Annotated in this window: 25 protein-coding genes and 1 tRNA gene; 24 read left to right on the top strand and 2 right to left on the bottom strand. The window is 46.4% G+C overall.

Features of this window, described 5'->3' with window-relative positions; translation table 11 throughout:
* Positions 1-332 precede the first annotated feature (332 nt).
* From mnmE to G358_RS0121895, 8 genes are all read left to right on the top strand, one after another.
* Positions 333-1,712 carry a tRNA uridine-5-carboxymethylaminomethyl(34) synthesis GTPase MnmE gene (mnmE, locus tag G358_RS0121860; RefSeq protein ID WP_019639397.1) on the top strand — a complete coding sequence of 460 codons (1,380 nt, stop codon included), beginning with the start codon at positions 333-335 and terminating at the stop codon, positions 1,710-1,712.
* A gap of 138 nt (positions 1,713-1,850) precedes the next feature.
* Entirely contained in the window at positions 1,851-3,737 is a 1,887-nt protein-coding gene (gene mnmG, locus G358_RS0121865; RefSeq protein ID WP_019639398.1) for a tRNA uridine-5-carboxymethylaminomethyl(34) synthesis enzyme MnmG, read from the top strand.
* 4 nt (positions 3,738-3,741) lie between these two features.
* Entirely contained in the window at positions 3,742-4,464 is a 723-nt protein-coding gene (gene rsmG / locus G358_RS0121870; RefSeq protein WP_019639399.1) for a 16S rRNA (guanine(527)-N(7))-methyltransferase RsmG, read from the top strand.
* 448 nt (positions 4,465-4,912) lie between these two features.
* A complete protein-coding gene (noc, locus tag G358_RS0121875) occupies positions 4,913-5,731 on the top strand; it encodes a nucleoid occlusion protein (RefSeq protein ID WP_019639400.1) in 819 nt (272 codons plus the stop codon).
* Positions 5,732-5,973: 242 nt separating this feature from the next.
* Positions 5,974-6,735: a ParA family protein gene (locus G358_RS0121880; protein WP_019639401.1), complete on the top strand. Its 762-nt coding sequence runs from the start codon at positions 5,974-5,976 to the stop codon at positions 6,733-6,735.
* The gene (locus tag G358_RS0121885) at positions 6,728-7,567 is read left to right on the top strand and encodes a ParB/RepB/Spo0J family partition protein (protein WP_019639402.1); all 840 of its coding nucleotides are present in this window, start codon (positions 6,728-6,730) and stop codon (positions 7,565-7,567) included. The genes G358_RS0121880 and G358_RS0121885 overlap by 8 nt, the downstream gene beginning before the upstream one ends.
* Positions 7,568-7,691: 124 nt before the next feature.
* On the top strand, positions 7,692-8,846 hold the full coding sequence (locus G358_RS0121890) for an aminotransferase class V-fold PLP-dependent enzyme (RefSeq protein ID WP_019639403.1): 1,155 nt from the start codon (positions 7,692-7,694) through the stop codon (positions 8,844-8,846).
* A 23-nt stretch (positions 8,847-8,869) separates the two neighbouring features.
* Entirely contained in the window at positions 8,870-9,370 is a 501-nt protein-coding gene (locus tag G358_RS0121895; RefSeq protein WP_019639404.1) for a DUF4446 family protein, read from the top strand.
* On the opposite strand, the gene yyaC is transcribed toward G358_RS0121895, so the two are convergent.
* The gene (yyaC, locus tag G358_RS0121900) at positions 9,342-9,950 is read right to left on the bottom strand and encodes a spore protease YyaC (protein ID WP_019639405.1); all 609 of its coding nucleotides are present in this window, start codon (positions 9,948-9,950) and stop codon (positions 9,342-9,344) included. The two genes, G358_RS0121895 and yyaC, sit on opposite strands and share 29 nt — an antisense overlap.
* Positions 9,951-10,121: 171 nt before the next feature.
* Here yyaC and G358_RS0121905 point away from each other — a divergent pair, with 171 nt between their 5' ends.
* The 4 genes from G358_RS0121905 (at position 10,122) to G358_RS0121925 (ending at position 11,855) form a co-directional block, all read left to right on the top strand.
* Positions 10,122-10,355, top strand: a complete 234-nt coding sequence (locus tag G358_RS0121905) for a putative Se/S carrier protein (protein WP_205621561.1) — start codon at positions 10,122-10,124, stop codon at positions 10,353-10,355.
* Between the two features lie 15 nt (positions 10,356-10,370).
* A complete protein-coding gene (locus G358_RS30650) occupies positions 10,371-11,249 on the top strand; it encodes a mechanosensitive ion channel family protein (protein WP_019639407.1) in 879 nt (292 codons plus the stop codon).
* Between the two features lie 135 nt (positions 11,250-11,384).
* Positions 11,385-11,603 carry a DUF951 domain-containing protein gene (locus tag G358_RS0121920; RefSeq protein WP_019639409.1) on the top strand — a complete coding sequence of 73 codons (219 nt, stop codon included), beginning with the start codon at positions 11,385-11,387 and terminating at the stop codon, positions 11,601-11,603.
* A 161-nt stretch (positions 11,604-11,764) separates the two neighbouring features.
* Positions 11,765-11,855, top strand: a tRNA-Ser gene (locus G358_RS0121925).
* 666 nt (positions 11,856-12,521) lie between these two features.
* Here G358_RS0121925 and G358_RS0121930 read toward each other — a convergent pair.
* Positions 12,522-12,719 carry a YjzC family protein gene (locus G358_RS0121930; protein WP_019639410.1) on the bottom strand — a complete coding sequence of 66 codons (198 nt, stop codon included), beginning with the start codon at positions 12,717-12,719 and terminating at the stop codon, positions 12,522-12,524.
* Between the two features lie 329 nt (positions 12,720-13,048).
* On the opposite strand from G358_RS0121930, the gene rpsF reads away from it, so the two are divergent.
* The 12 genes from rpsF to G358_RS0121995 all read left to right on the top strand — a co-directional run bounded on the left by rpsF (position 13,049) and on the right by G358_RS0121995 (position 23,860).
* The gene (gene rpsF / locus G358_RS0121935; RefSeq protein ID WP_019639411.1) at positions 13,049-13,333 is read left to right on the top strand and encodes a 30S ribosomal protein S6; all 285 of its coding nucleotides are present in this window, start codon (positions 13,049-13,051) and stop codon (positions 13,331-13,333) included.
* Positions 13,334-13,413: 80 nt separating this feature from the next.
* Positions 13,414-13,902, top strand: a complete 489-nt coding sequence (gene ssb, locus G358_RS0121940; RefSeq protein ID WP_019639412.1) for a single-stranded DNA-binding protein — start codon at positions 13,414-13,416, stop codon at positions 13,900-13,902.
* Between the two features lie 20 nt (positions 13,903-13,922).
* Positions 13,923-14,192 carry a 30S ribosomal protein S18 gene (gene rpsR / locus G358_RS0121945; protein WP_018750422.1) on the top strand — a complete coding sequence of 90 codons (270 nt, stop codon included), beginning with the start codon at positions 13,923-13,925 and terminating at the stop codon, positions 14,190-14,192.
* A 455-nt stretch (positions 14,193-14,647) separates the two neighbouring features.
* Positions 14,648-15,676 carry an ABC transporter ATP-binding protein gene (locus G358_RS0121955; protein WP_019639414.1) on the top strand — a complete coding sequence of 343 codons (1,029 nt, stop codon included), beginning with the start codon at positions 14,648-14,650 and terminating at the stop codon, positions 15,674-15,676.
* Positions 15,677-15,692: 16 nt separating this feature from the next.
* Positions 15,693-16,634, top strand: coding sequence for an ABC transporter ATP-binding protein (locus tag G358_RS0121960; protein ID WP_019639415.1), 942 nt, complete (start codon positions 15,693-15,695; stop codon positions 16,632-16,634).
* Positions 16,634-17,596 (top strand): oligopeptide ABC transporter permease, encoded by a 963-nt coding sequence (gene opp4B, locus G358_RS0121965; RefSeq protein WP_019639416.1) that lies wholly within the window; start codon positions 16,634-16,636, stop codon positions 17,594-17,596. Before G358_RS0121960 ends, opp4B begins: the two co-directional genes overlap by 1 nt.
* A gap of 27 nt (positions 17,597-17,623) precedes the next feature.
* The gene (locus G358_RS0121970) at positions 17,624-18,532 is read left to right on the top strand and encodes an ABC transporter permease (protein ID WP_019639417.1); all 909 of its coding nucleotides are present in this window, start codon (positions 17,624-17,626) and stop codon (positions 18,530-18,532) included.
* A 15-nt stretch (positions 18,533-18,547) separates the two neighbouring features.
* A complete protein-coding gene (locus G358_RS0121975) occupies positions 18,548-20,377 on the top strand; it encodes an oligopeptide ABC transporter substrate-binding protein (protein WP_019639418.1) in 1,830 nt (609 codons plus the stop codon).
* Positions 20,378-20,831: 454 nt separating this feature from the next.
* Entirely contained in the window at positions 20,832-21,902 is a 1,071-nt protein-coding gene (locus G358_RS0121980) for an LCP family protein (RefSeq protein WP_019639419.1), read from the top strand.
* Between the two features lie 199 nt (positions 21,903-22,101).
* Positions 22,102-22,533, top strand: a complete 432-nt coding sequence (locus G358_RS0121985; RefSeq protein ID WP_019639420.1) for a CBS domain-containing protein — start codon at positions 22,102-22,104, stop codon at positions 22,531-22,533.
* A gap of 94 nt (positions 22,534-22,627) precedes the next feature.
* Positions 22,628-22,930: a MazG-like family protein gene (locus G358_RS0121990; RefSeq protein WP_019639421.1), complete on the top strand. Its 303-nt coding sequence runs from the start codon at positions 22,628-22,630 to the stop codon at positions 22,928-22,930.
* Between the two features lie 6 nt (positions 22,931-22,936).
* Positions 22,937-23,860, top strand: a complete 924-nt coding sequence (locus G358_RS0121995) for a DUF2232 domain-containing protein (RefSeq protein ID WP_019639422.1) — start codon at positions 22,937-22,939, stop codon at positions 23,858-23,860.
* The last annotated feature ends 6 nt before the right edge of the window (positions 23,861-23,866 follow it).

Here is a 23,866-nt window from a genome sequence, read left to right on the forward strand (position 1 = left end):
GATTGCTGTGGTTTCTGTATGGGAACTATAGTGTTAAAATGCGGTTTGGCTCGTGGAGGGATACCTGAAAGAGCGTGGTGAGACCGCGCGAGGACAAATGTTAGTAGGTGAAAAGAGCAGCAGAGCAGGCCGTTTGAATTCGGAGAAGCGTTAGCGTTCGCCTTTGTCGACGGATTATAACCTCTTATGAACTTATAAGATCATAATAATCTGACGACAACAGCGATCGGAGAATCAAACGGAAAGCGTCGCGTGCAGCATTTTCACCACTTGTTTTAAGCGAAGCAAGTTTTAACCTATAATTCTACTCTATATAATGAGGTGAATAAATCATGTTGAGCGATACGATTGCTGCCATATCTACGGCGGTAGGCGAAAGTGGGATAGCCGTTATTCGGGTGAGCGGACCAGAGGCGATAGCAGAAGTGGGGGAATTGTTTCGCTCGAAGCAGCCGTTGACTGAAGTGGATAGCCATACGGTGCATTACGGCTTTATCATGCATCCAGCGACCCAAGAAAAGCTGGAGGAGGTCCTGGTGTCGGTATTCCGGGCACCTCGTTCGTTTACGACAGAGGATGTTGTAGAAATCAGCACACACGGCGGGATTATTTCCGTAAAGCGGGTCATGGATCTTTTGCTGCTGCAGCCGAATATTCGGTTGGCGGAGCCGGGAGAGTTTACGAAGCGCGCATTCTTGAACGGACGGATCGATTTGTCGCAGGCGGAGGCGGTCATTGATTTGATCCGCTCGAAGTCGGATCGGGCATTCTCAGTGGCCCTAAAGCAAGTGGAGGGCGACTTGTCTCGTAAAATTACGGAGCTGCGCCATACGCTGGTGGAGACGCTGGCTCATATCGAGGTCAACATTGACTATCCAGAGCATGATGTGGAGTCTTTAACGACACAATTTATTAAGACGAAATGCGCGGAAGTGACAGAGGGGATCGATCGGCTGTTAAAGACGGCGAACCAGGGCAAAATATTGCGCGAAGGCATTACGACGGCGATCGTAGGCCGGCCCAATGTGGGTAAATCATCGCTTTTAAACGCGCTGGCAAGGGAGAATAAAGCGATTGTGACGGATATTCCGGGAACGACGCGGGATGTGATTGAGGAGTTTGTAACGATCAACAATATTCCGCTTAAGCTGCTTGATACGGCGGGGATTCGTGAGACGATTGATGTCGTAGAGCAGATTGGCGTAGAGAAGTCCAGGGCCGCTGTTCATGAAGCGGATTTAATCCTGCTTGTTCTGAACAGCGCGGAGCTGCTGCATGAGGATGAAATTCATTTGATGGAGCAGCTGAGAGGGCGGCAAACGATTGTTTTGCTGAATAAGATAGATCTGCCTCAGCAATTGAACCGGGAGGTTGTAACCCGCTATTTTTCCGAGGAAGCGATCGTAGAGCTGTCTGTGAAGACGGAAGAAGGATTGGATCATTTAGAGGACGCGATCTCGACGCTGTTTTTTGGCGGTCAATTGGAGTCTGGTGACTTGACTTATGTTAGCAACGTAAGGCATATCGCGCTGCTTAATAAAGCGAAGCAATCTTTAGCGGATGCATACGAGGCGGCAGATATCGGCATACCGATCGATATACTACAAATCGATGTCCGGCTAGCTTGGGAGCAGCTTGGTGAAGTGATTGGGGATGCCGCGCCAGATGCGTTGATTGATCAAATTTTCTCACAATTTTGTCTTGGAAAATAAGTTGTCGTACGTATGGTGATTGTTCATTCATGGTATGATGAAAAAGAACGATTTAAATAGTTCAAATTTTAAATAAGCGATCTGTTTAATGATCGTTTTTGTAACTATATATTTATTGAAATTAAAGGGGGTTTTAGGATGGGGTTTGAAGCAGCACAATATGACGTCATCGTCGTCGGCGCCGGACATGCAGGCAGTGAATCCGCTCTGGCCGCTGCGCGTATGGGTTGTAACACACTATTGATTACGATCAACCTGGATATGGTCGCCTTCATGCCATGCAATCCTTCCATCGGAGGGCCGGCCAAAGGCCATGTCGTTAGGGAAGTGGACGCTATTGGCGGTGAAATGGGGCGTAATATCGATAAAACGTTCATTCAAATGCGGATGCTGAATACAGGAAAAGGACCGGCGGTTCATGCGCTTCGCGCACAGGCGGACAAAGTGATGTACCAGCATGAGATGAAGGACACACTGGAGAAGCAGGCGAACCTGACCTTGCGTCAAGGTATGGTTGAAGACCTGATCGTAGAGGATGGCAAGTGCGTTGGTGTGACTACCCAGACAGGGGCGCAATATCGCAGTAAAGCAGTTGTACTAACAACGGGAACTTATTTGCGCGGTAAAATCATCATGGGTGAGCTGGCTTATGAGAGCGGACCGAACAACCAGCAGCCTGCGGTTACCTTATCCCATAGTCTGAAGAAGCTTGGTTTTGAACTTGTTCGGTTCAAGACAGGCACGCCGCCTCGCGTTCACAGAGATTCAATTGATTTTGCCCAAACGGAAATTCAGCCGGGAGATGAGAATCCGAAGTTTTTCTCTTATGAAACAAAGAGCTCCGATAACGAACAGATGCCGTGCTGGCTAACGTATACGTCTCCGGAGACACATGAAATCATCAATGCCAATCTGCATCGTGCCCCGATGTTCTCAGGTATTATTGAAGGAACAGGCGCTCGTTACTGTCCTTCCATCGAGGACAAAATCGTCCGTTTCAGCGATAAGCCGCAGCATCAGGTGTTCCTGGAGCCGGAAGGGAAAAATACAGCCGAGTACTATGTACAAGGTTTGTCAACGAGTATGCCGGAAGAAGTTCAGGAGCAAATCGTGCGTTCGGTTCCCGGCTTGCAAAATGCAAAAATTATGCGTAACGGCTATGCGATTGAATACGATGTAATTGTACCGACTCAGCTGTGGCCGACGATGGAAACGAAACTGCTGCCTGGACTGTTCACAGCGGGACAAATTAACGGTACCTCAGGCTATGAAGAGGCTTCTGCTCAAGGAGTGATGGCGGGCATTAACGCTGCGCGGAAAATTCAAGGCAAGGAATCGATTGTACTGGATCGTTCTCAGGGCTACATTGGAGTGCTGATTGATGATCTGGTGACGAAAGGTACGAATGAACCTTATCGCTTGCTCACTTCACGGGCAGAATACCGTTTGCTGCTTCGTCATGATAATGCGGATCTAAGGTTGACGCAAATCGGTTATGACATCGGTCTGATTTCAGAGGAGCGCTATGCGCAGTTTCTGGATAAGAAAGAGAAGGTGGAGCAGGAGGTTGAACGTTTGCGGGCAACGAAGGTACGGCCTTCAGACATCAACCCTTTGTTGGAATCGATCGGTTCAGCGCCAATTCAGGATGGCAGTCATTTACTGGCGATATTGCGGCGTCCAGAAGTAACCTATTCGCTTATCCATCAATTCTCTCCAACAGAGCACGAATTGGACGAGGAAATGAGGGAGCAAGTAGAGATTCAGGTGAAGTATGCCGGATATATTGAAAAGCAATTGATCCATGTAGAAAAATTGAAAAAAATGGAAAAGAAAAAACTTCCGGAAAATATCAAATATGAGGATATACAGGGGCTCGCAATTGAGGCACGTCAGAAGCTTGCGAAAATTCGTCCTATGTCGATTGGTCAAGCATCCCGTATATCCGGGGTTTCGCCAGCTGACATTTCCATTTTGCTCGTATATTTGGAACATTATAACCGGGTTACCGCTGCAGGAGGATAAGTGATTGGATCCGATACAATCTCAATTTCAGGCTTTGCTTCGCGATCATCATATTGAGGTGGATGAGAAGCAGCTGTTACAGTTTGAAACTTATTTTGAAGAGCTGGTTTCTTGGAATGAGAAAATGAATTTGACCGGAATTACCGAGCGCGAACAGGTATATGTGAAGCATTTTTATGATTCACTTTCGTTGGCCTTCTATGTAAACATGAGAGAAGTTCATTCTCTGGCTGATATTGGTTCAGGTGCGGGTTTCCCAGGTATTCCGTTAAAAATATGTTTTCCTCATTTAAAGCTGACGATCGTTGATTCACTTAACAAACGAATTCAATTTTTGCAGCATGTAGTGGATCAGCTTGGTCTTCATGATGTTGAGTTAATCCACGGCCGTGCGGAGGACGTAGCGCGCAAGCCCATCTACCGCGACCAATTTGATTTAGCTACAGCACGAGCGGTTGCACGCATGACCGTATTGAATGAATTTTGCCTTCCTTTTGTCAAAATAGGGGGCGCATTTGCAGCTATGAAGGGCAGCGATCCGAGCGAAGAAATAAAGGAGGCGGCACGCAGTATGAAGGTGCTGAATGGAAAGCTTTTGGCGAGCCATCATTTTTCCTTGCCGCTTGATCATTCTGACCGGCATATCGTGCTGGTGAATAAAACAGCTGCAACCCCTAAGGCATATCCTCGGAAGGCAGGCACACCTTTAAAGTCACCTATTATTTAACATGAACAACTTATTTAACATGAACAATACCTATCAAATATAGTAAATGGATCCCTCCCGACAAATTGTTCCACGTGAAACAACAAGTCGGGAGGATCTTTTCCTCACGCTATGAAATGGTGGAAAATTTACTGAATAAGAGAATAGGATTATAGAGCAAAAAGTGGTAGAATAGATATATCGATCATCAATTGCCCGAGTTACTTGATTTCTACAGCTACGTGGTCAGCCTTCTGTAATTGTAGGCCGACTTGTGTTGTGCTTGTGAACTCTCATCGAAATAATGCCAGCTTAGAAATGGTTCACCTTGCAGAGTACATAGGTGTTCGAACTTCATGATGGGACTATTTCACCGTTTACTGTGCAGCGTTCCTGTTGCAAGGCAGGGAAATGCAGCCCATAGGGCGATAGCCTTATGACACTATGAAATTAGGTGGTAATTTACGGAATGAAAGAACAATTTTCTAAATTGTTTGGTTTTACCGAACGAAGCAGCGGAGATGAAGTGAAACAAATTCCGGTTGGTGAAATTGTCAGCAGTCCATACCAACCAAGAACGATTTTTGACGACGATAAAATTGAAGAGCTATGCCAAACGATCAAAACACATGGCGTCATTCAACCGATCGTCGTTCGTATTCGCAATGACAAGTATGAGTTGATTGCTGGCGAAAGGCGCTGGCGCGCAGTAGTGAAGCTGGGATATGAGACGATTCCTGCCATTCTGCGTGAATTCAACGATTCCCAGGCCGCTTCGATTGCGTTGATTGAAAATCTGCAGCGGGAAGGTCTTACTTCCATTGAGGAAGCAATTGCTTATCAAAATTTAATAGATCTGCATCAATTGACTCAGGAAAGCCTTGCCCAAAGACTAGGCAAGAGTCAATCGACGATTGCAAACAAAATTCGGCTGCTGCAGCTGCCCGAACAAGTAAAGACAGCGCTTATGGAGCGCAAAATTACGGAACGTCATGCCCGGGCTCTGTTGTCACTGGATACGGAAGAGCTTCAGCTGAAGGTTCTTGAAGAAATCATCAGTAAAGAACTTAATGTTAAACAAACCGAAGCACGCGTGGCATTCTATAAAGAAGTCGCGAACAACAAAAAGGCGCCAAAGCGAATTTCTTTTTCCAAAGATGTTCGTCTGGCCCTGAACACGATTCGCCAATCCATTGACATGGTATCTGGCTCTGGAATGCAGATTAAAACTTCGGAAAAAGATCATGAAGATCATTATGAAATTGTCATTCAAATTCCTAAAAGATAATGTGATTCTCGCTGACCTTAACCGCGAGGGGGGAGGTCAGCTTCTTTTTCGGCAAAATGGCTTGACTCACCCAGGTGTATTTCCATATAACCGAACGATGCAGCTAGCGGGAATGATCTTATGTCATAAGAGTGCGGCTTACACTGGGATGACTTTGTTGTCTTTTTGTAGCTACAGCTTAGTGAATACTTACATTTTCAAAACTACAAGAAGATTTTTAACTGATACTGAGGTGAAATAGATTGTCTAAAATCATTGCCATTGCTAACCAAAAAGGAGGAGTCGGGAAGACAACAACCTCCGTTAACCTCGGGGCAGGACTTGCTGCGATCGGAAAAAAAGTGCTGCTCATTGATATTGACCCGCAAGGAAATACAACGAGTGGAGTTGGTATCAACAAGGCCGACGTTGCCAATTGCATTTATGATGTACTGATTAATGAGGTCAATCCTAAGGAAGCAATTACTTCTACACAGGTTGAAGGTCTGGACATTATACCTGCGACGATTCAGCTTGCTGGGGCAGAAATTGAACTTGTTCCGACGATATCACGGGAAGTCCGGCTTAAGAAGTCGATTCAACAAATCAAGCATATGTATGACTATGTACTTATTGATTGCCCGCCGTCACTGGGAATATTAACGATTAACTCTTTGACAGCGGCTGATTCAGTATTGATTCCCATTCAGTGTGAATATTATGCCCTTGAAGGGTTGAGTCAGCTTCTCAATACGGTACGTCTCGTTCAGAAGCATTTAAACACCTCACTGCAAATTGAAGGTGTTCTTCTTACGATGTTTGATGCCCGTACGAACTTAGGTATTCAAGTCATCGAAGAAGTTAAGAAGTATTTTCAGCAAAAAGTTTACAAAACCGTTATTCCACGCAATGTTCGCTTAAGCGAAGCGCCATCGCATGGTCAATCGATTATCACCTACGATCCCCGATCCAAGGGAGCGGAAGTATATCTAGAGTTGGCAAAGGAAGTGGTTTCTTATGAGTAAACGTTTGGGGAAGGGCCTGGATGCGCTGATACCATCACTCTCCATTCAAGAGGATGATAAAGTGGTGGACATACCACTGAATCAGCTTCGTGCCAACCCGTATCAACCACGTAAAACTTTTGATGAAGATGCAATTCGTGAGTTGGCGGAATCGATTCGTCAGCATGGCGTCATTCAGCCGATCATTGTCCGCAGTGTATTGAAAGGATATGAAATTATAGCAGGGGAACGTAGATTCCGCGCTTCGCAATATTGTGGAAACAATACAATTCCGGCTGTTGTGCGGTCTTTTTCGGATCAGCAGGTTATGGAAATTGCTCTCATCGAAAACCTGCAGCGTGAAAATTTGAATGCCATGGAAATCGCGGTTGCCTATCAAGGGTTAATGGATCAGTTCCAATTGACGCAAGAGGAATTGTCTATGAAGGTAGGAAAATCCCGATCCCATATTGCTAACTTCTTGCGATTGCTATCACTGCCGGAGGAAGTTAAGGAATATGTTTCACGTGGAACATTATCCATGGGACATGCTCGAGCATTGGTTGGTTTGAAGGATGCAGCAATTATTAAAGAACTTGCTAAACAGTGTATAGATCATGAATGGAGTGTCCGGGAGCTAGAGGATGCCGTTCAACAGCTTGATCGTAAAAAGAATGACAAGCAGAAACCTGCTTCGCCAAAGCGCGACCCTTATATAGAAGAAGTAGAAGGAAGCTTGCGCGAGAAGTTTAAGACAACGGTGAAAATCAAAGCGGGGAAAGAAAAAGGGAAAATTGAAATTAACTACTACAGCCAGCAGGATTTACAGAGATTGCTTGATTTGCTCTCATGATCTAGTAAGTTAAATTAAGGATGACATATTCATCTTATCTGTGAGAGTCGTTCCATTCTCAGCAGGGGAGGGGTATGTCATTCTTGGTCTTATATAGTATCGCTTGGCAAGGGGGAATTGTCTGATGGAACCGTCTGTAATTTATTTGGATCATGCTGCCACATCCTGGCCTAAGCCTCCGGTAGTAGGAGAAGCGATGATGGCTATTTTGAATGGACAGGCTGCCAGCGCGGGGCGCGGCAACCACAATATGGCGATTCAAGCAGGCAGAGTTATGTTTAATGCTAGGAAAGCGTTAGCCTCCTTGTTCCATATTTCCAATCCCAATGATATCATTTTTACCTCCAATACCACCTCGGCACTGAATTTAGCGATTAAAGGCTGGTTAAAGCCGGGAGACCATGTCATTGCTACAATGATTGAGCACAACTCCGTGCGAAGGCCTCTTGAATACTTGAAAAGAACGATAGGGATTCAAGTGGACTATGTTGCTGTTAGTGATCAGGGTCAGCTGGATTTGGGTTCGGTGAAAAAGTGTTTTCGTCCTGAAACAACGATGGTTGTCTGCTCCCACAGTTCCAATTTACTTGGCTGTATTATGCCGCTGCAAGAGCTAGGCCGACTGGCCAAAGAACATGGAGCAATTTTGCTCGTCGATGCCGCACAAACGGCAGGAACGTTTCCGATCAATGTGACGGAAATGGAGATCGATATGCTGGCTTTTCCAGGGCATAAAGGTCTGCTGGGCCCGCAAGGAACCGGAGGGTTGTATATTGCTCCTCACGTGGAACTGGAGCCTTTGCTGCATGGAGGGACAGGCAGTCAATCCGAAGAGTTGGAACAGCCCTCCGTACGTCCTGATCGTTATGAAGCTGGAACAGCTAATACGGTCGGCATAGCGGGACTGGCGGCCGGCGTGAATGCTGTGCTTGAAGATGGAGTAGAACGGATTTATGAGCGCCAATGGAAGCTGACTCAGATGATGATGAGGGAATTGGAAAGCATGCCAGGCGTGTCAGTGATTGGTCCCAGACTTGGGCTGCCGCGGACAGGCATTGTAGCTTATAATTTAGAAGGCAGAGATGCGGCGGAAATCGCTTTTACATTAGACCGGAAATATCAAATCGCAGTCCGTGCCGGTTATCATTGTACTCCCTTGGGACATGAGACGGCGGGAACGTTAGCAGGCGGTGCGGTTAGAGCAAGTGTAGGGTTTGATACGAAAGAAAAAGAGATTGAGGCATTCATAGCAGCTATGCGGCATATTTCGGCGCAATGAAATGAACATAGGGGAGAGAAAGCATGCAAGAATGGAATGAGCTCATTCTGGAACAATTAGTTTGGGTTGTAATCGGGTTAGTGATCGTTGTAGTTTGGCTGCTCATATGGAATTTGCTGCAAGGCAGCAAGTTGCGAAAAATGCGCCGGAAATACGAACTAATGATGCAGGGCAGCGGTGTGGAGGATTTGGAAAGCTTGCTGATTGATTTGAAAATTCAGCAGGGGAAAATTGAGGACTCGCAAGCAGAGCAGAAAAACGTCATTGACCAGTTGCTGAAGCTTGTGCCGAAGCAAAAGGCAAAAATCGGCATGAAGCGTTACAACGCTTTTGCTGAGCAGGGCAGTGAACTAAGCTTTTCCGTAGCTTTTATTAATGATGAGAAAAACGGGGTTGTCATTACCGGTATTTACAATCGGGACGGTTCATATGTATATGCCAAGCCGTTAACAAACGGTGAATCACCGCATGCACTCTCTCCCGAAGAGGTAGAGGTTATTGCTCTCGCCGCGAAAGGGGAATGAAGCCGCGATTCCATTCTTTAATAGCGGAATAGAGACTGCTGGCAATAATTTCAGATAAACGCATCACTAGACTGAGACGTGTGTTTTGTAATACAAAATATTCCATGAAGCCGCCGACATTGACGATGCCTGTAAGATGGATATCGCCGACCGGCGGTAATTCTTTATTTACTCCTGCTCCAGGGCGCAGCGGACCGCTAACGACTTGAATAGACCCGACACTGGAGGTTTGCCCCAGACAGGCATCAATACCAATGATATAAGGGTCTGAAAATGTGGTATTAATATGCTGAAGCGTATCTTTTAAATTCATGGCATGAACGGGTTCTTCCAAGGTACCATAGAGATGGAAATGGGAGCAGTTGTGTTTGGACAAGGAAGTGCCGACCAGGGGCCCCAGACAATCGCCAGTCGAACGATCGGTGCCGATGCATACGACTACGATTTCCTGTCCTGGCTCCACTTGAGCAAGATGAAGCAGCAGGCGGTGAATAATAGCGGAATGTATGCCGGGCTCAGTATGGGATATTTTTAAATAAGGGATTTCTTGACCGGGGCAAGAAGGATTTAACTGTGACATAAAATCTTCCTTTCCGCTAATTAGCTTGAGATTATTCGGTATAGCAATTGTTGAATCCGATCGAAAGCTATACGGAATAATAGATAGTATATGGAAAAAAGGGCATTTATATACTCGGACTAAAGTATCGCTTCTCATAGGAGGCTTAAGGCTGTGGACACATGGTTAGTAATGGCGTTTGATTCAACGCAGCAAGCATTAAGAGCGGAAATGCTGCTAGAATATGCAGAGATCGATATTGACTTGTTTCCGACACCCAAGGAAATTACGGCGGGCTGTGCTTTGTCGATCCGTTTTCCCGAGGAATCATTGAATTTGGTTAAGGAGATTATCGTGAACGAACACGTGGAAATTAGGGGGATCTTCATGCCGATGGCCTCCGGTTATGATTCCATCGGTTTATAGGAAGGAGAGACGTCTATGCGGCTGACAACGGAGACTGACCCTGCAGAAGAAGCGATTCAAGCGGCGATAACCTGGAAGGATAAGCTGTGGGAATGGGTAACCAATTTAGATATGTGGGAAATGGTGTTGTTCTCCGCATTGCGGATCCTGCTAATTTTTATACTGACGAGAATATTTATTCGGATCATTTATCGGCTGATCGATAACTCGCTGAAAAGACGGGAGAAAGGCCGGCTAAAAGTTAATCCTCGCCGATTTATCACGGTAGGCGAACTGCTAAAAAATATGACCTGGATCACCAGCAATTTCATTATGGTTATGCTTGTCTTGGGGGAATTCGGCTTTAAGCTTGCACCGCTGCTTACTGGGGCGGGAGTGCTTGGCTTGGCTATCGGTTTTGGAGCTCAGAGCCTAGTGAAGGACGTCATTACAGGATTCTTTATTATTTTGGAGGATCAGTTTGCCGTTGGGGATGTCATACAAACCGGCAGCCTGAAGGGAACGGTCGAGATGATTGGGCTGCGTTCAACGAGGCTCGTCAGTTGGACGGGAGAGGTGCATATTATCCCTAATGGAATGATCACGAATGTAACGAACTATTCATTAAACAATGCGCTGATTATCGTCGATTTGCCGTTCAGCAATTCCAAGAGGCTCGAAGATAGTGTCCATTTGCTAAAAAAGGCAATGCTAAAGATGAAGGAAGATCATCCTCATCTGCTGGAGGTGCCGCATGTGCTGGGGATACAATCGCTCTCGGCGAGTGAGTTCGTCATACGCATCGCTATGGAAAGTACCTCCAACGCCAGGGAAGAAGTCGAGCGGCAAATTCAGACATACGCCAAGCAAGCATTGGAGGAGGCCGAAGCATTAGAGCTTGGGAGAGGGGATTAATGGAACGGCAATCGTTTGAAGCACTTTCTATAAATTCCAAGCGGATGAAAATGCCTCTGTCTGCGCAGATCAACATAATTCAAACAAGGGTTATCTGACAACAACAATAATTAAGGAAGTAGGAGAGGAATAAGGATGGAGCGTAAATCGTTTGGATTGGGCGATATCGTGTTGATGAAAAAAAATCATCCTTGCGGCAGCAATGAAATGGAAGTTATTCGCATGGGGATGGATATCCGCATTAAATGCGTCGGCTGTAAACACAGTGTACTTATCCCCAGAGCGAAATTCGAAAAAAACATGCGTAAAGTTATCCGGTCAGCTGACAATGGAGAAGAGGACCAGACTGTTTAATGTACAGTTTAGATAGAGGGGATAGAGGGGCTTAGATAGGGAACTCAAGCCGATACCAGGCAAGAATTATTTGCAGAAATAATTAACATCACTAAGTAAAAATAAGGAACGTACATTCCCTTGTGTTATGCGCAGTTTTGTGGTATACTCATTCTTGCTGTGGAAAGGTACCCAAGAGGTCCAAGGGGGCTGACTCGAAATCAGCTAGGCGTGTCAAAGCGTGCGTGGGTTCGAATCCCACCCTTTCCGCCATTATAGTCGAAGACTATAATTAGCCGGGATGAGAACCCACAAGAGTGGGGGCGTCGGAGCGTAAGCTTCGATAGCATACACATCGCAGTCCCGGAATGAAATGAAGGGTATCCCACCCTTTCCGCCATTATAGTCGAAGACTATAATTAGTCGGGATGAGAACCCACAAGAGTGGGGGCGTCGGAGCGTAAGCTTCGATAGCATACACATTAAAGGATTAAAATCGTAATCATATATGATCTAAATATCAAATACAAAGAAGAACCCGAAAGGGTTCTTCTTTTGCGACGGGATGCGGATTGGAATTCTTCTCTCACGACTAAGAAACAGTTGATCTTCGCCTAGGCTTTAACGAAGTGACAAAGAGGGGTCTTTCTCAATTCGCGATCGTTTGCTTCTAACGGGTAGTGAATAAGACTCCAGGCAGCTGTGTTGCTCGTGGATAGTCCAACGGAACCACACCTCTCTTTGCATCGCCGTCTAATTGTATTGTGCGCAGGGTGCCGTTTTTTTATGCAAGCGATTCAGAAAAAAATAAAGTGGAGATGTCAATCAGCTCAGCCGCGGTTAAAGCTAACTGAAGCTGGATTCTTTATAGCCCATTAAGGTTCAGTTTAGATCCTTTTTAAATCCTCTTTAAAAGCTGGCTAGGACGCCTGATCTGGATTAATGCACTCGTGCCTTCTCGGCTTTTTTCCATTTACGGTCTTTGTTTGTCGTTTCCGGGAAGGTATCGCCGCGCTCCAATTTAATCCGCTTCGGATTTTGAATTTGCGTGTGGAAGCTGCGCGCTTCGCCTACTTCTGTATAAACCCCCGGATTCGGAGCTTTATCCCCGGGTTCGAACTCGGTTTGTTCACCCATGCAATCATCCTCCTTTCAAGCTGAAATCAATAAGGACAGAAGCTAGAGATACCGCCTTATTATGTGTTTTTTTCTTATGTTTCATGTAGATTGACCTCGGTTCATCCTGAAGACACCGCAGACAACAATTGTGCCTCAACGGATAATCAGCGAGTAGCGATTAAGCATCCACCCACCTAAGCACCCCAAGCCAAAACTGGAAAACGACCATTTTATACTTGCAGGGACTACGCGGGTTTGATATAATATTTTGGTGCGAGTTGAAGAGCTCGTTCCTTGCTCCCATGGGGAAGAAGGTGGGGGCCATAGTCCAAGAGGAGGTGACATATATGCGCAAATATGAAGTGATGTACATTATTCGTCCTGAACTTGAACAAGAAGCAGTTCAAGCTGTAGTTGACAAATTCCAAGGCATCATCCAAAACGGCGGTGAAATTACAAAGCATGAAGTGATGGGTAAGCGCCGGCTTGCGTATGAGATTAACAAGATCCGTGACGGTATTTACGTCCTAGTGAACTTCACAGCGACTCCTGATGTCGTTGCTGAGCTTGAGCGGATTCTGAAGATTTCCGATGAGGTTATCCGTTATCTCATTACGAAAGACGTAGCTTAATCCAGGATGTTCAAGCAGTCTTTGGACTTGCTGAGCCCTGAGTGTATTTTGTAGACATTAGCCCGGAGGAGGGGATTTGATTGTTGAACCGTGTCATTCTGATCGGACGTCTTACGAGAGATCCCGAGCTGCGTTATACGCCGTCTGGCGTAGCGGTTACCCAGTTCACGATTGCCGTGGACAGACCGTTTACATCGCAGGGCGGAGAGCGCGAAGCGGATTTTATTCCGGTCGTAACGTGGAGACAACTGGCGGAGACTTGCGCAAATTACTTGCGCAAAGGGCGTCTCACTGCCGTGGAAGGACGTATTCAGGTACGGAATTACGAGAATAACGAAGGCAAACGTGTATACGTAACCGAAGTGATTGCTGATAATGTCCGTTTCTTGGAGTCTAACCGCGAAGGCGGCAGTGGTGGCGGACAGCGCGAGGAAAATCCGTTTGGAGGAAGCAGCGCGGGCGGCAATAGCAACAGCAACCGCAGCAGCAATCCCTCACGCGGCAATCAAGATCCATTCTCTGACGACGGGAAGCCGATTGATATTTCGGATGACGATTTGCCATTTTAATATAGGAAGGACTGAATAGCATGAGCTTCAAGCAAAGAGAAGGCGGAGACGACAAAAGACCGGCACGCCGCGGCGGCCGCAACAAACGTCGTAAAGTATGTTTCTTCACTGTGAACAAAATTACTCACATTGACTATAAAGATACAGAACTGCTCAAAAAATTCATCAGCGAGCGTGGCAAAATTTTGCCGCGTCGTGTGACGGGTACGAGCGCGAAGTATCAACGTCTCTTGACGATTGCCATCAAACGCTCTCGTCAAATCGCATTGCTTCCGTACACTACGGAGTAATCGATAATTAGACATCGCAAAATCCCCCTTAAGTAAACAAAAGGCGAGGGAGCATCCATGGAAATGGAGATCCCGAACCGGCTGTTGAACGAGGGGGATTTTTTTTCGTTTTTCTCAGTTGGAATACGGTGAATCGGGTGGAGCTTACAAAGTATAGGAAAGGGAATGAATCAATTGGCCGCGAGAATTGCTTTCGTTACTATTTTCGTTGCTATTGATCACCGCATTTCTTCCTTTTTTATTTCATATGCTTTAAAAAAGTACTTGGAATATAAATGGTAATCATATATAGTAATAAAAAGAATATTTTTCTAATATTTCTAATATAGGTAATTTAATAAATATATACAACAATATACCACTATGCATCACTTCAAAACCAAGTAAGTAGGGCAGAATTATTGATTATAGGTGTATTTCTATGGGCTTAAAAACCTTTTGATAGGGTGATGAGTGTGAATGAAGAGCTCCTAACCATCGAGAATCTGTCGACCTCCTTTCCAATTGCAGGCCAATTGTACGCCGCCGTAGATGATGTGAACTTGACGGTAAAAAAGAATGAAATCCTCGCCATAGTAGGAGAATCGGGATCGGGAAAAAGCGCTTTGGCTTTTTCTATTATGGGCTTGCATACCCGCGCCCAAATCCAGGGCCACATCTATTATAAGGGCCAGAATCTCGCCACAATGTCCCCAGCTGAATTGAACCGTCTTCGCGGTAACGAAGTCAGCATGATCTTTCAGGATCCTTTATCCGCATTAAATCCGCTGATGATGATAGGTGAGCAAATTGAAGAAGTGCTCCTGCTTCATGAATCCAAATCCAAAACCGCTAGATCTTCTAAGGGTTCCGGCCAGACCAGACACTCCAAAAAATTCAGAAAAGAACAAACGCTCGATTTGCTGAGCCAAGTCGGCATTCCCCGCCCGGAATATACATATGGGCAATATCCTCATGAATTATCTGGGGGGATGCGGCAGCGGGTCGTCATTGCTATGGCGATTGCCAATCAGCCCCATCTATTAATCGCTGACGAGCCGACGACAGCTCTGGATGTCACCATCCAGCTTCAGATCCTGGAACTGATCCGACGTCTTAAGGAACAAATGGAGGCAGGGATCATATTAATTACCCATGATCTGGGCGTTGTAGCCGAAATGGCCGATCGTGTCGCGGTCATGTATGCTGGACAAATTGTTGAAATCTCTTCGATCCACTCCTTGATGTCAAATGCAAAACATCCCTATACGAGATCATTAATGAGCTCTATCCCTACTGGGAATGAGAAGAAAACAAAGCTCCATGTCATTCAAGGCGTAGTTCCCTCTTTGCAGCATTTACCACGTCAAGGGTGCCGCTTTCGATCCCGGATTCCATGGATAGAAGAAGCGGCGCATGAGGCGGATCCGCAAATGCATGAAGTAGAGCCAGGACATTACGTTCGCTGTACATGTTATAAGCATTTTCACTTCCTTGATGAATAAGAGGAGGAATACGGATATGGCGCTGCTTGAAGTAAGAGATTTGAAAGTATACTTTCCGGTATATGGCGGGATATTTCGTCGTATAGTTGACCGGATTAAAGCGGTGGATGGTGTAAATCTGACGATTGAACCAGGCCATACCTATGGCCTTGTCGGGGAATCCGGCTCTGGGAAGACGACGACGGGGCGGGCAATTATTGGCCTGAACCCGATCACTTCAGGACAAATATTGTTCCAGGGGGAGGATATCGGCTGGGGGATGCGGGGTCATCAATCCCGATTCCGCAAAGATATCCAGATGATCTTTCAAGACCCTTATTCTTCCTTGAATCCGAAGAAGCGTATCCTGGACATCGTATCTGAACCGCTGCGCAATTTTGAGAAATTAACGCCTGCAGAAGAGAAGCGGCGGGTTCAGGAGCTTTTAGCGCAGGTTGGTCTGAGCTCCGAGACGATTTATAAATACCCTCATGAATTTTCCGGCGGGCAGCGCCAGCGGATCGGCATTGCACGGGCGATCGCCCTGAAACCCAAGCTGATTATTGCAGATGAGCCGGTATCTTCCCTCGATGTATCCGTTCAGGCCCAGGTGCTCAACTTTATGCAGGACATTCAGAAGGAACTCCATCTTACCTACTTGTTCATCAGTCACGATCTCGGCATTATTCGTCATATGTGTGATCATATCGGTATTATGTACAGAGGCCGATACGTCGAACAAGGGACAACGCGCGAAATATTTGAAAATCCCCAGCATATTTATACGAAACGTTTGTTAGCGGCCATACCGGATCTTGATCCAAGCCAGCGCGGGAAGCGGCAAAGGCAGCGCCAACTAATCTACCAGGAGTACGATAAGGAGTTTTCGCAATATTTCGATCATGACGGCTTGGCATATGCTCTAAGGCCGCTGTCTGACACCCATTCAGCAGCAATTCCCGGAAGGGGGCAGGGCTGATGTGGAAGACGACTTTACGCCGATTTTTGATTATGATTCCACAGATTATCTTGTTAAGCATCCTTGTTTTTATGATGGCTAAGGCGCTGCCGGGGGATGCCCTTTCAGGACTGCTCGACCCGAGCGTGGACCCGTCGATGATTGAAGCGCAGCGGGAGAAGCTGGGTCTGAACAATCCATGGTATGTCCAATATTGGGATTGGATCACAAAGGCGATTCAGGGCGACTTTGGCCAATCCTTCCGGTTTAAAATGCCGGTTACGGATTTGATTGGCCAGCGGATTACGAATACGATCTGGCTATCTCTTGTTACTCTAATTTTCACTTACCTCATTGCGATTCCCCTCGGCATTATAAGCGGACGCTATAACGACACATGGGGAGACAGGCTGATTACCGGTTATACTTATCTCGGCTTTGCCGCCCCACTGTTTATCTTTTCTCTACTCATGCTGTGGGTTTTCGGCTTTCATCTCCAGGCCTTCCCAACGGAAGGCAGCGTTACCCCCGGGCTTGTTCCAGGCACCCTCGAATACTCATTTAGCAAAATATACCATATACTCTTACCGGCTCTATCTATGGCGCTTATTACTACCGTATCGACCGTCCAGTACTTGCGCAGTGAAATTATTGATACGAAGCAGAGAGACTTCATCCTGACGGCTCGCGCCAAAGGAGCATCTGAATCGCGAATCTATACCCATCATATTTTACGCAACTCGCTTTTGCCGATTGCTGCTTTTTTTGGATATGAAATTACGGGCTTAATCGGAGGAACTGTTTTTGTCGAATATATTTTCAGTTATCCTGGCATGGGCCAGTTGTTTTTAAACTCGATTATGCTCCGGGACTTTAGCGTTGTGACTGCTTTGGTCTTGCTCTATGGCATTGCATCGATTTTGGGTTCATTAATTTCTGACATCATTCTGAGCATCGTTGATCCTCGCATCCGGATTAAATAACTTGTCATGCGTATGGGGGGGATGAAAATGAATAAGGTGACCGGCAGGATCGAAGAAGAATTGCGCGATCCAAGCACAAGTCCTTCCAGCTGGACAATTTTATGGAGGGAATTAAAAAAGGATAAGTTGGCGCTGATTTCCTTGATTTTTCTCGGGCTGACCATCGTGGCTGTGTATGGCGTATCTCTTGTATTAGACCAGAAGCAGATCGTTAGGGTCGATTTATTCGCTCTTTATCAGCCGCCTTCCGCCGAGTTTTGGCTAGGTACGGATTACGGCGGGCGGGATGTGTTCGGGCAGCTCTTTATCGGCACGAGAAATTCGCTATCGATCGGGATTATCGTAACCCTGCTGACCGGAACGATCGGCATTTTGGTGGGACTCATTTCGGGATACTTCGGGGGAGCTGCGGATAACCTGGCGATGCGGGTCGTCGATTTTTTCATGATTCTGCCTACGCTGATGATCGTCATTGCCTTTGTGGCTGCAGTTCCAAAATACAGCATCGTATCTTTCTCTTTAATCATGACAGCTTTTCTATGGATGGGGATAGCCCGTCTCATACGATCGAAGGCGCTGCAAGAAAAGGAGCTTGAATACGTAAAAGCATCAAGGACGCTTGGTTCGTCCCATCTGAAAATTATGTTCACGCAGGTACTGCCCAATTTAAGCTCCATTATCATTGTGACGATGACGCTGAACTTAGCGGCCAATATCGGTCTGGAATCGGGCTTGTCCTTCCTGGGATTTGGTTTTCCAGAAAGCACCCCTAGTCTTGGAACCTTAGTCAGCTACGCCCGGAATCCACAGACGCTGGAATATCGATGGTGGATTTGGCTGCCGGCATCACTGCTCATTCTTGTATTGATGCTTAGCATAAACAATGTCGGTCAAGCGCTAAAGCGCGCGACGGATGCAAGACAAAGAAGAGGATAAAAGGGAGGAAATGTGATGAGAAGAAGGTTAGGCTTCAAAATGCTGCTGCCGCTAATGCTTGCATTCATGATTGGTCTCTCCGGGTGCACATCCAGCAAAGGGAATGATGCGGCCCAGCCAGATCCGACGAACACCCAGAACCAGACGGAGGGCGAGAAAAGGCAAACAGAGGATGGCTTGTTTTCGATTAAGGACTTCAGCAATATAAAGACAAATGAAGGTGAAGCGATCGAGGGAGGAACGATTACGTACGGCCTCGTCTCCGACACTCCATTTGAAGGTGTCCTGAACTATAATTTTTACTCCGGCAACCCTGACTTTAGAGTGCTCCAATGGTTTGATGAAGCGCTCTTAACCTGGGACCAAAACTATGTGTATACAAATGACGGAGCAGCGACGTATGAAATATCTGACGATGGAAGGACCTTCACCTTTACGATCCGCGACAACGTCAACTGGCAAGACGGCCAGCCGGTAACTGCGGAGGACTGGGAATTTGCTCATGAGGTCATTGGTCATAAAGATTATGACGGTCCCCGTTATGGCTCCGATTTTACGAACATTGAAGGCATGGTAGAGTACCACGAGGGGAAAGCGGACAAAATTTCCGGCATTAAAGTATTAAGCGAGAAGAAGCTGCAAATCACATATCTCCAATCCACCCCCTCCTTATTAACGGGTAGTATTTGGACTTATCCGTTGGCAAAGCATATTTTTGGGGATATGGAGGTGGGTAACATGCTCTCTTCCCCGGAAGTGCGCGAGAAGCCGATTGGTTTCGGTCCCTTTAAAGTGGAGAGCATTATTCCGGGAGAGTCGGTTGTGTTTACGAAAAATTCAGACTATTGGCGCGGTGAACCCCATCTCGATAAAGTCGTACTAAAGGTCATCAATCCGACGACGATTGTGCAGCAATTGAAGTCGGGCGGAGTCGATCTGGTCGATTCGTTCCCTATTGAACAGTTCCCTGACAATGCAAACATGTCCAATGTAGAGTATTTAGGCATTATTGATCGTGCTTATACTTATATCGGCTTCAAGCTGGGCAAATGGGATGAGGCCAACAAGGTGGTTGTCCCTGATCCTAATGCTAAAATGGCAGATGTAAACCTGCGCAGGGCGATGTGGTATGCCGTGGACAACGACCAGGTAGGCAAACGTTTCTATCACGGTCTGCGCTGGAACGCTACGACGCTGATTCCGCCGTCCCATCCGGAGTTTCATGACGCCAGCAACCCGGGAATTCCATATGATGTGGAGAAAGCCAATCAAATCCTTGATGAAGCCGGGTATAAGAAAAATGGCGAGTTCCGCACTAATCCAGACGGCAGTGAACTGGTTATTAACTTTATATCGATGACGGGTGGAGATATTGCAGAACCGCTCGCCCGGTACTATGTCCAGTCTTGGAACGCGATCGGGTTAAATGTGCAGTTAGATATGGTGGAGTTTAACACCTTCTATGACCGGGTCGGCAGCAACGGGAAGGATGATCCGAAGGTCGATGTGTATCAGGGGGCATGGAGCGTAGGCATTGACGTTGATCCAACAGGATTGTATGGCCGCGATGCACTCTTTAATTTCCCGAGATATGCTAGTGAGGAGAATGACCGCCTTCTCGCAGAAGGAGTATCCGAGAAAGCTTTTGATGTGGCAACCCGCCAGGCGATTTACAAGGAATGGCAGCAGTTTATGATCGAGGAGATTCCGGTATTTCCAACGTTGTATCGCTCTCAAATCGTACCGGTTAATAAGCGGATTCTCAATTATGCGATCGGTGACGGAACAGGGGTTTATCTTCACCAACTGGCGGTGACGCAAGAGAAACCTGTTGTGGCTGAATAACAAATGACAATTTGGATGGCATAACGCTATAATCCCCCCCGGTGCTGGGCACCGGGGGTAATCCGTTTGCAGACACCTCTGCCGACGGGATTCATCTGCCTATTTTTACTATATAAAATGAACTAGAAAGTAGGATGTAGGCAAGGGAGAAAGATGATTCCGAAGAAAGCTGCTTTGGGAGCATAAGATTGTGTTCTACATCCATTTCAATGGTTCAAATGATATAGATTCATAGCATAGAAATTTGATGATATTTGTATGGAAAAACCTCTTTATGGTATAGTACGAAACGGTAGAGTTATTTTCATTATTTCGGTTTAATGACTATTTTGTAGTTTTTTGCTGAAGTCTACGGTTTACAATTAATTGAAGACACCTGGTTGAATGCGGCGGTATACCGTAAAAGCGGAGAACGACATGGAGACCGTATAAGACAAACCATGGGAGGCATATGATGTTAGAACGAAGAAATAGAGTAAAGAATGGATCAAAGAATAAAGTAACAAATAAAGTAACGAAACGAAGCAGACTTAAGGGCCTATTCATTACATTGTTGGTTTTGCTCCTTATCGGGGCTGGCGCATATACGTTTCGCAAACCGTTAGCTGTTATGGCTTTTGACCTATTTCTGTCCGGTCATGTAGAGGAGAAGCTGGAGAAATCGTATTCTCCAATTGATGGTGAGCTGCCAAAGCCGGTATCAGTCAAGCGGCCGGAGCCATTCACGGCATTGCTGCTTGGCATCGACCAGCGCGGTAATGAGCCTGCCCGTTCGGATACGTTAATTTATGCAATTGTCCGGCCCGAAGACTCCAAGGTGCTGCTAATCTCAGTTCCGCGCGACACCTATACGGAAATTGTTGGTAGAGGCAGGGAGGATAAAATTAACCATGCTTATGCTTATGGCGGCGCTAAGATGAGTAAAGATTCGGTAGAGAACTTCTTAGGTCATCCTGTGGATTACTATGCGGCAATTAATTTTGAAGGATTGCGGAACGTCGTCGATGAACTGGGCGGAATCGAACTGCCGATCGACAAGGATATCGTAAACAAGCATAAGGACCATGAGAAATTTACTATTAAAGCAGGCAAACCGTTGTATGATGGGCAGGAAGCCCTTAACTTTGTACGCTATCGCGAGGACAGTGATTTCAATCGCACGAAGCGGCATCAAGTTTTTCTAAATGCGATGATCCAGCGGATGCTGAAGCTCGATCAGATTGGAAAAATTCCTGAGCTGATGGATATGCTGGGCGACAACTTTAAGACGGATATGACACCAAGCTTTATCATCGACTTGTCCAAGCGGCTCTTAACGAACCAGGCACCGCAAATTAGCGGATTTACGATTATGGGAGAAGGGGTTCGAAAGAACGGGATCTATTATATCGAAGCGAATGAAGAGGATGTGGCATTCGCCGCCCAGTTAATCGAAAATTGGATTGATCCGGATACGAAGACAGAGGAACTGCTGAGCCCAGAGGCGCAGGCCGACCAGGAAGCACATTCTGGTGAACAGCCCTAATTGATCAATTCATTACTAATTCATCAATTTATTATACGTAACGTCCTATATGCAAATTATGTCCTAAATGCAAATTGTAAACATGATTCGGCAGTCCGGTTTTTCCGGCTGCCGATTTCGCACCTGTAATGGAACAAAAAGCGGTTTGAAACGTAACAAAAAGGAGAGTCTGAAAAGGGTAGAGGAGGACTTGATTTTTATGAACATCGCGTTTTTTTTACTCCCTAAACATGATGTCGTGGCCGTGACGCTGGATTCGACTTTGAGACAGACGCTGGAGAAGATGGAGTATCACAGGTATACAGCCGTGCCGATTATCGGCAAAGACGGTGTTTATGTCGGTACCGTGACGGAAGGCGATCTTCTGTGGTACATGAAAAATTCTGGCGGGAAGGTTACTTTTGAGAACGCTTCTAAATTTCTGCTCAAGGACGTTCCGCTCAAGATGAACATTAAGCCGGTATCCATTGATGCCGATATGGAAGGTTTAATTAATCTCGCCAAGGTGCAGAACTTTGTCCCTGTTGTGGATGATATGGGGCGTTTTATCGGCATTGTGCGCCGCAGCCAGATTATTGAATATTGCGAGAGATATGTAACCCGGGAAAATGTGCCTGTTCCCAAAAATTAACGCACAGAGACTGAGAGTTTGCTTCAAGGGAAGGAATTGCTTTATGCTATAATGAAGAATAAAGCTAATTCAGGGAGGGTGGAAGCTGTCCGCCATGCAGAAAGAAGTGGATGTGGCCAAACGCGCCAAAGTGATTGAATGGCTCAAAACGGAAGTAGTCGATCACGTATCCCGTTTATTCAAAGCATTGTGGGAAGGCAGCACGACACGGGTAAACGACAGTCTAGCCAGTCTGATTGTCAGTTGTTACATACTGGGACGCAGACTTGGCGTATCCTATCGGGATATGGACGATCACATACTGGAGAAATTGAACAAACATCAAAAGGAAGGTCACCAGTTGGAAGATTGGTATCAGGACATTTCTACATTGGAAGAACATATGCGTAAGAGGTGAACCCATTTGAATTTACGCTGGACCCCGATAGCATGGAGCGCGGTATATTTGCTGTTCCTGCTATCGTTTGTTACACCCTTTTCTTTGATTACCATTTTTGTCATGCTAGTGCCCGGCGTAATTCTCTACACAACGTTATCGCTGCGCGCATTTTTGCTCCATGTCGGGGTAGTGTGGGCGGTAGCGTTTGTTCTGCTGCTTGATCCTCTGATTCTGCTCACGGCTGCAGTTTTTGTTGTTCCAGTACTCGTTATGGGGCACCTCTATAAGCTGAAAGCCTCCGCGCTCAAAGTGGTTGCCGCAGGAACAGGAACACTGCTTGGTGAAGGCTTGCTCGGGCTTTTGGTGATCACGGCTTTCTTTGATTTCCATCTGGCGACATCAATCGAGAACTTTTTGAATATCATGGCAGCCCCGCTGCAAAATATGGCGAATAGTCCATTCGCGGCCAATGTGCTATGGTCTCCGGAAATGTCACAGCAAATATCGAGCCTGGTGGTGCGAGTTACGCCAGTTTCGCTCGTCCTGAGCTCGCTTATGCTTGCTGCGATCACCCATACGATCGCCAGACCGACCTTAAGCAGCATGGGGCATCCCGTTCAGGGCTTCCCGCCGCTGCGGGAGTGGCGGCTGCCCAGAGCATTGATCTGGTATTACCTGATTAGCTCTTTAATTACGATGTTTAGCGGACCAGAAGCTATGCAGGGGTCTATCGGTACGATGCTGCTGAATTTGCTGCTGGTGCTCAATTTCCTATTTATGATACAGGCGGCCAGCTTTATATTTTTTCTGGCTTATGAAAAGAAGTGGAATCCGGCCATTCCGGTTTTGTTCATTATTGCGATGTTACTTTTTTCGCCTTTGAAAATTGTCGGGATACTGGATATTGCGGCTCCACTGCGTGAGATGATTACGAGATCAAGACGATAGGGTGAG

It is taken from the genome of Paenibacillus fonticola DSM 21315, from assembly GCF_000381905.1.
Classification (GTDB): Bacteria; Bacillota; Bacilli; order Paenibacillales; family Paenibacillaceae; genus Fontibacillus; species Fontibacillus fonticola.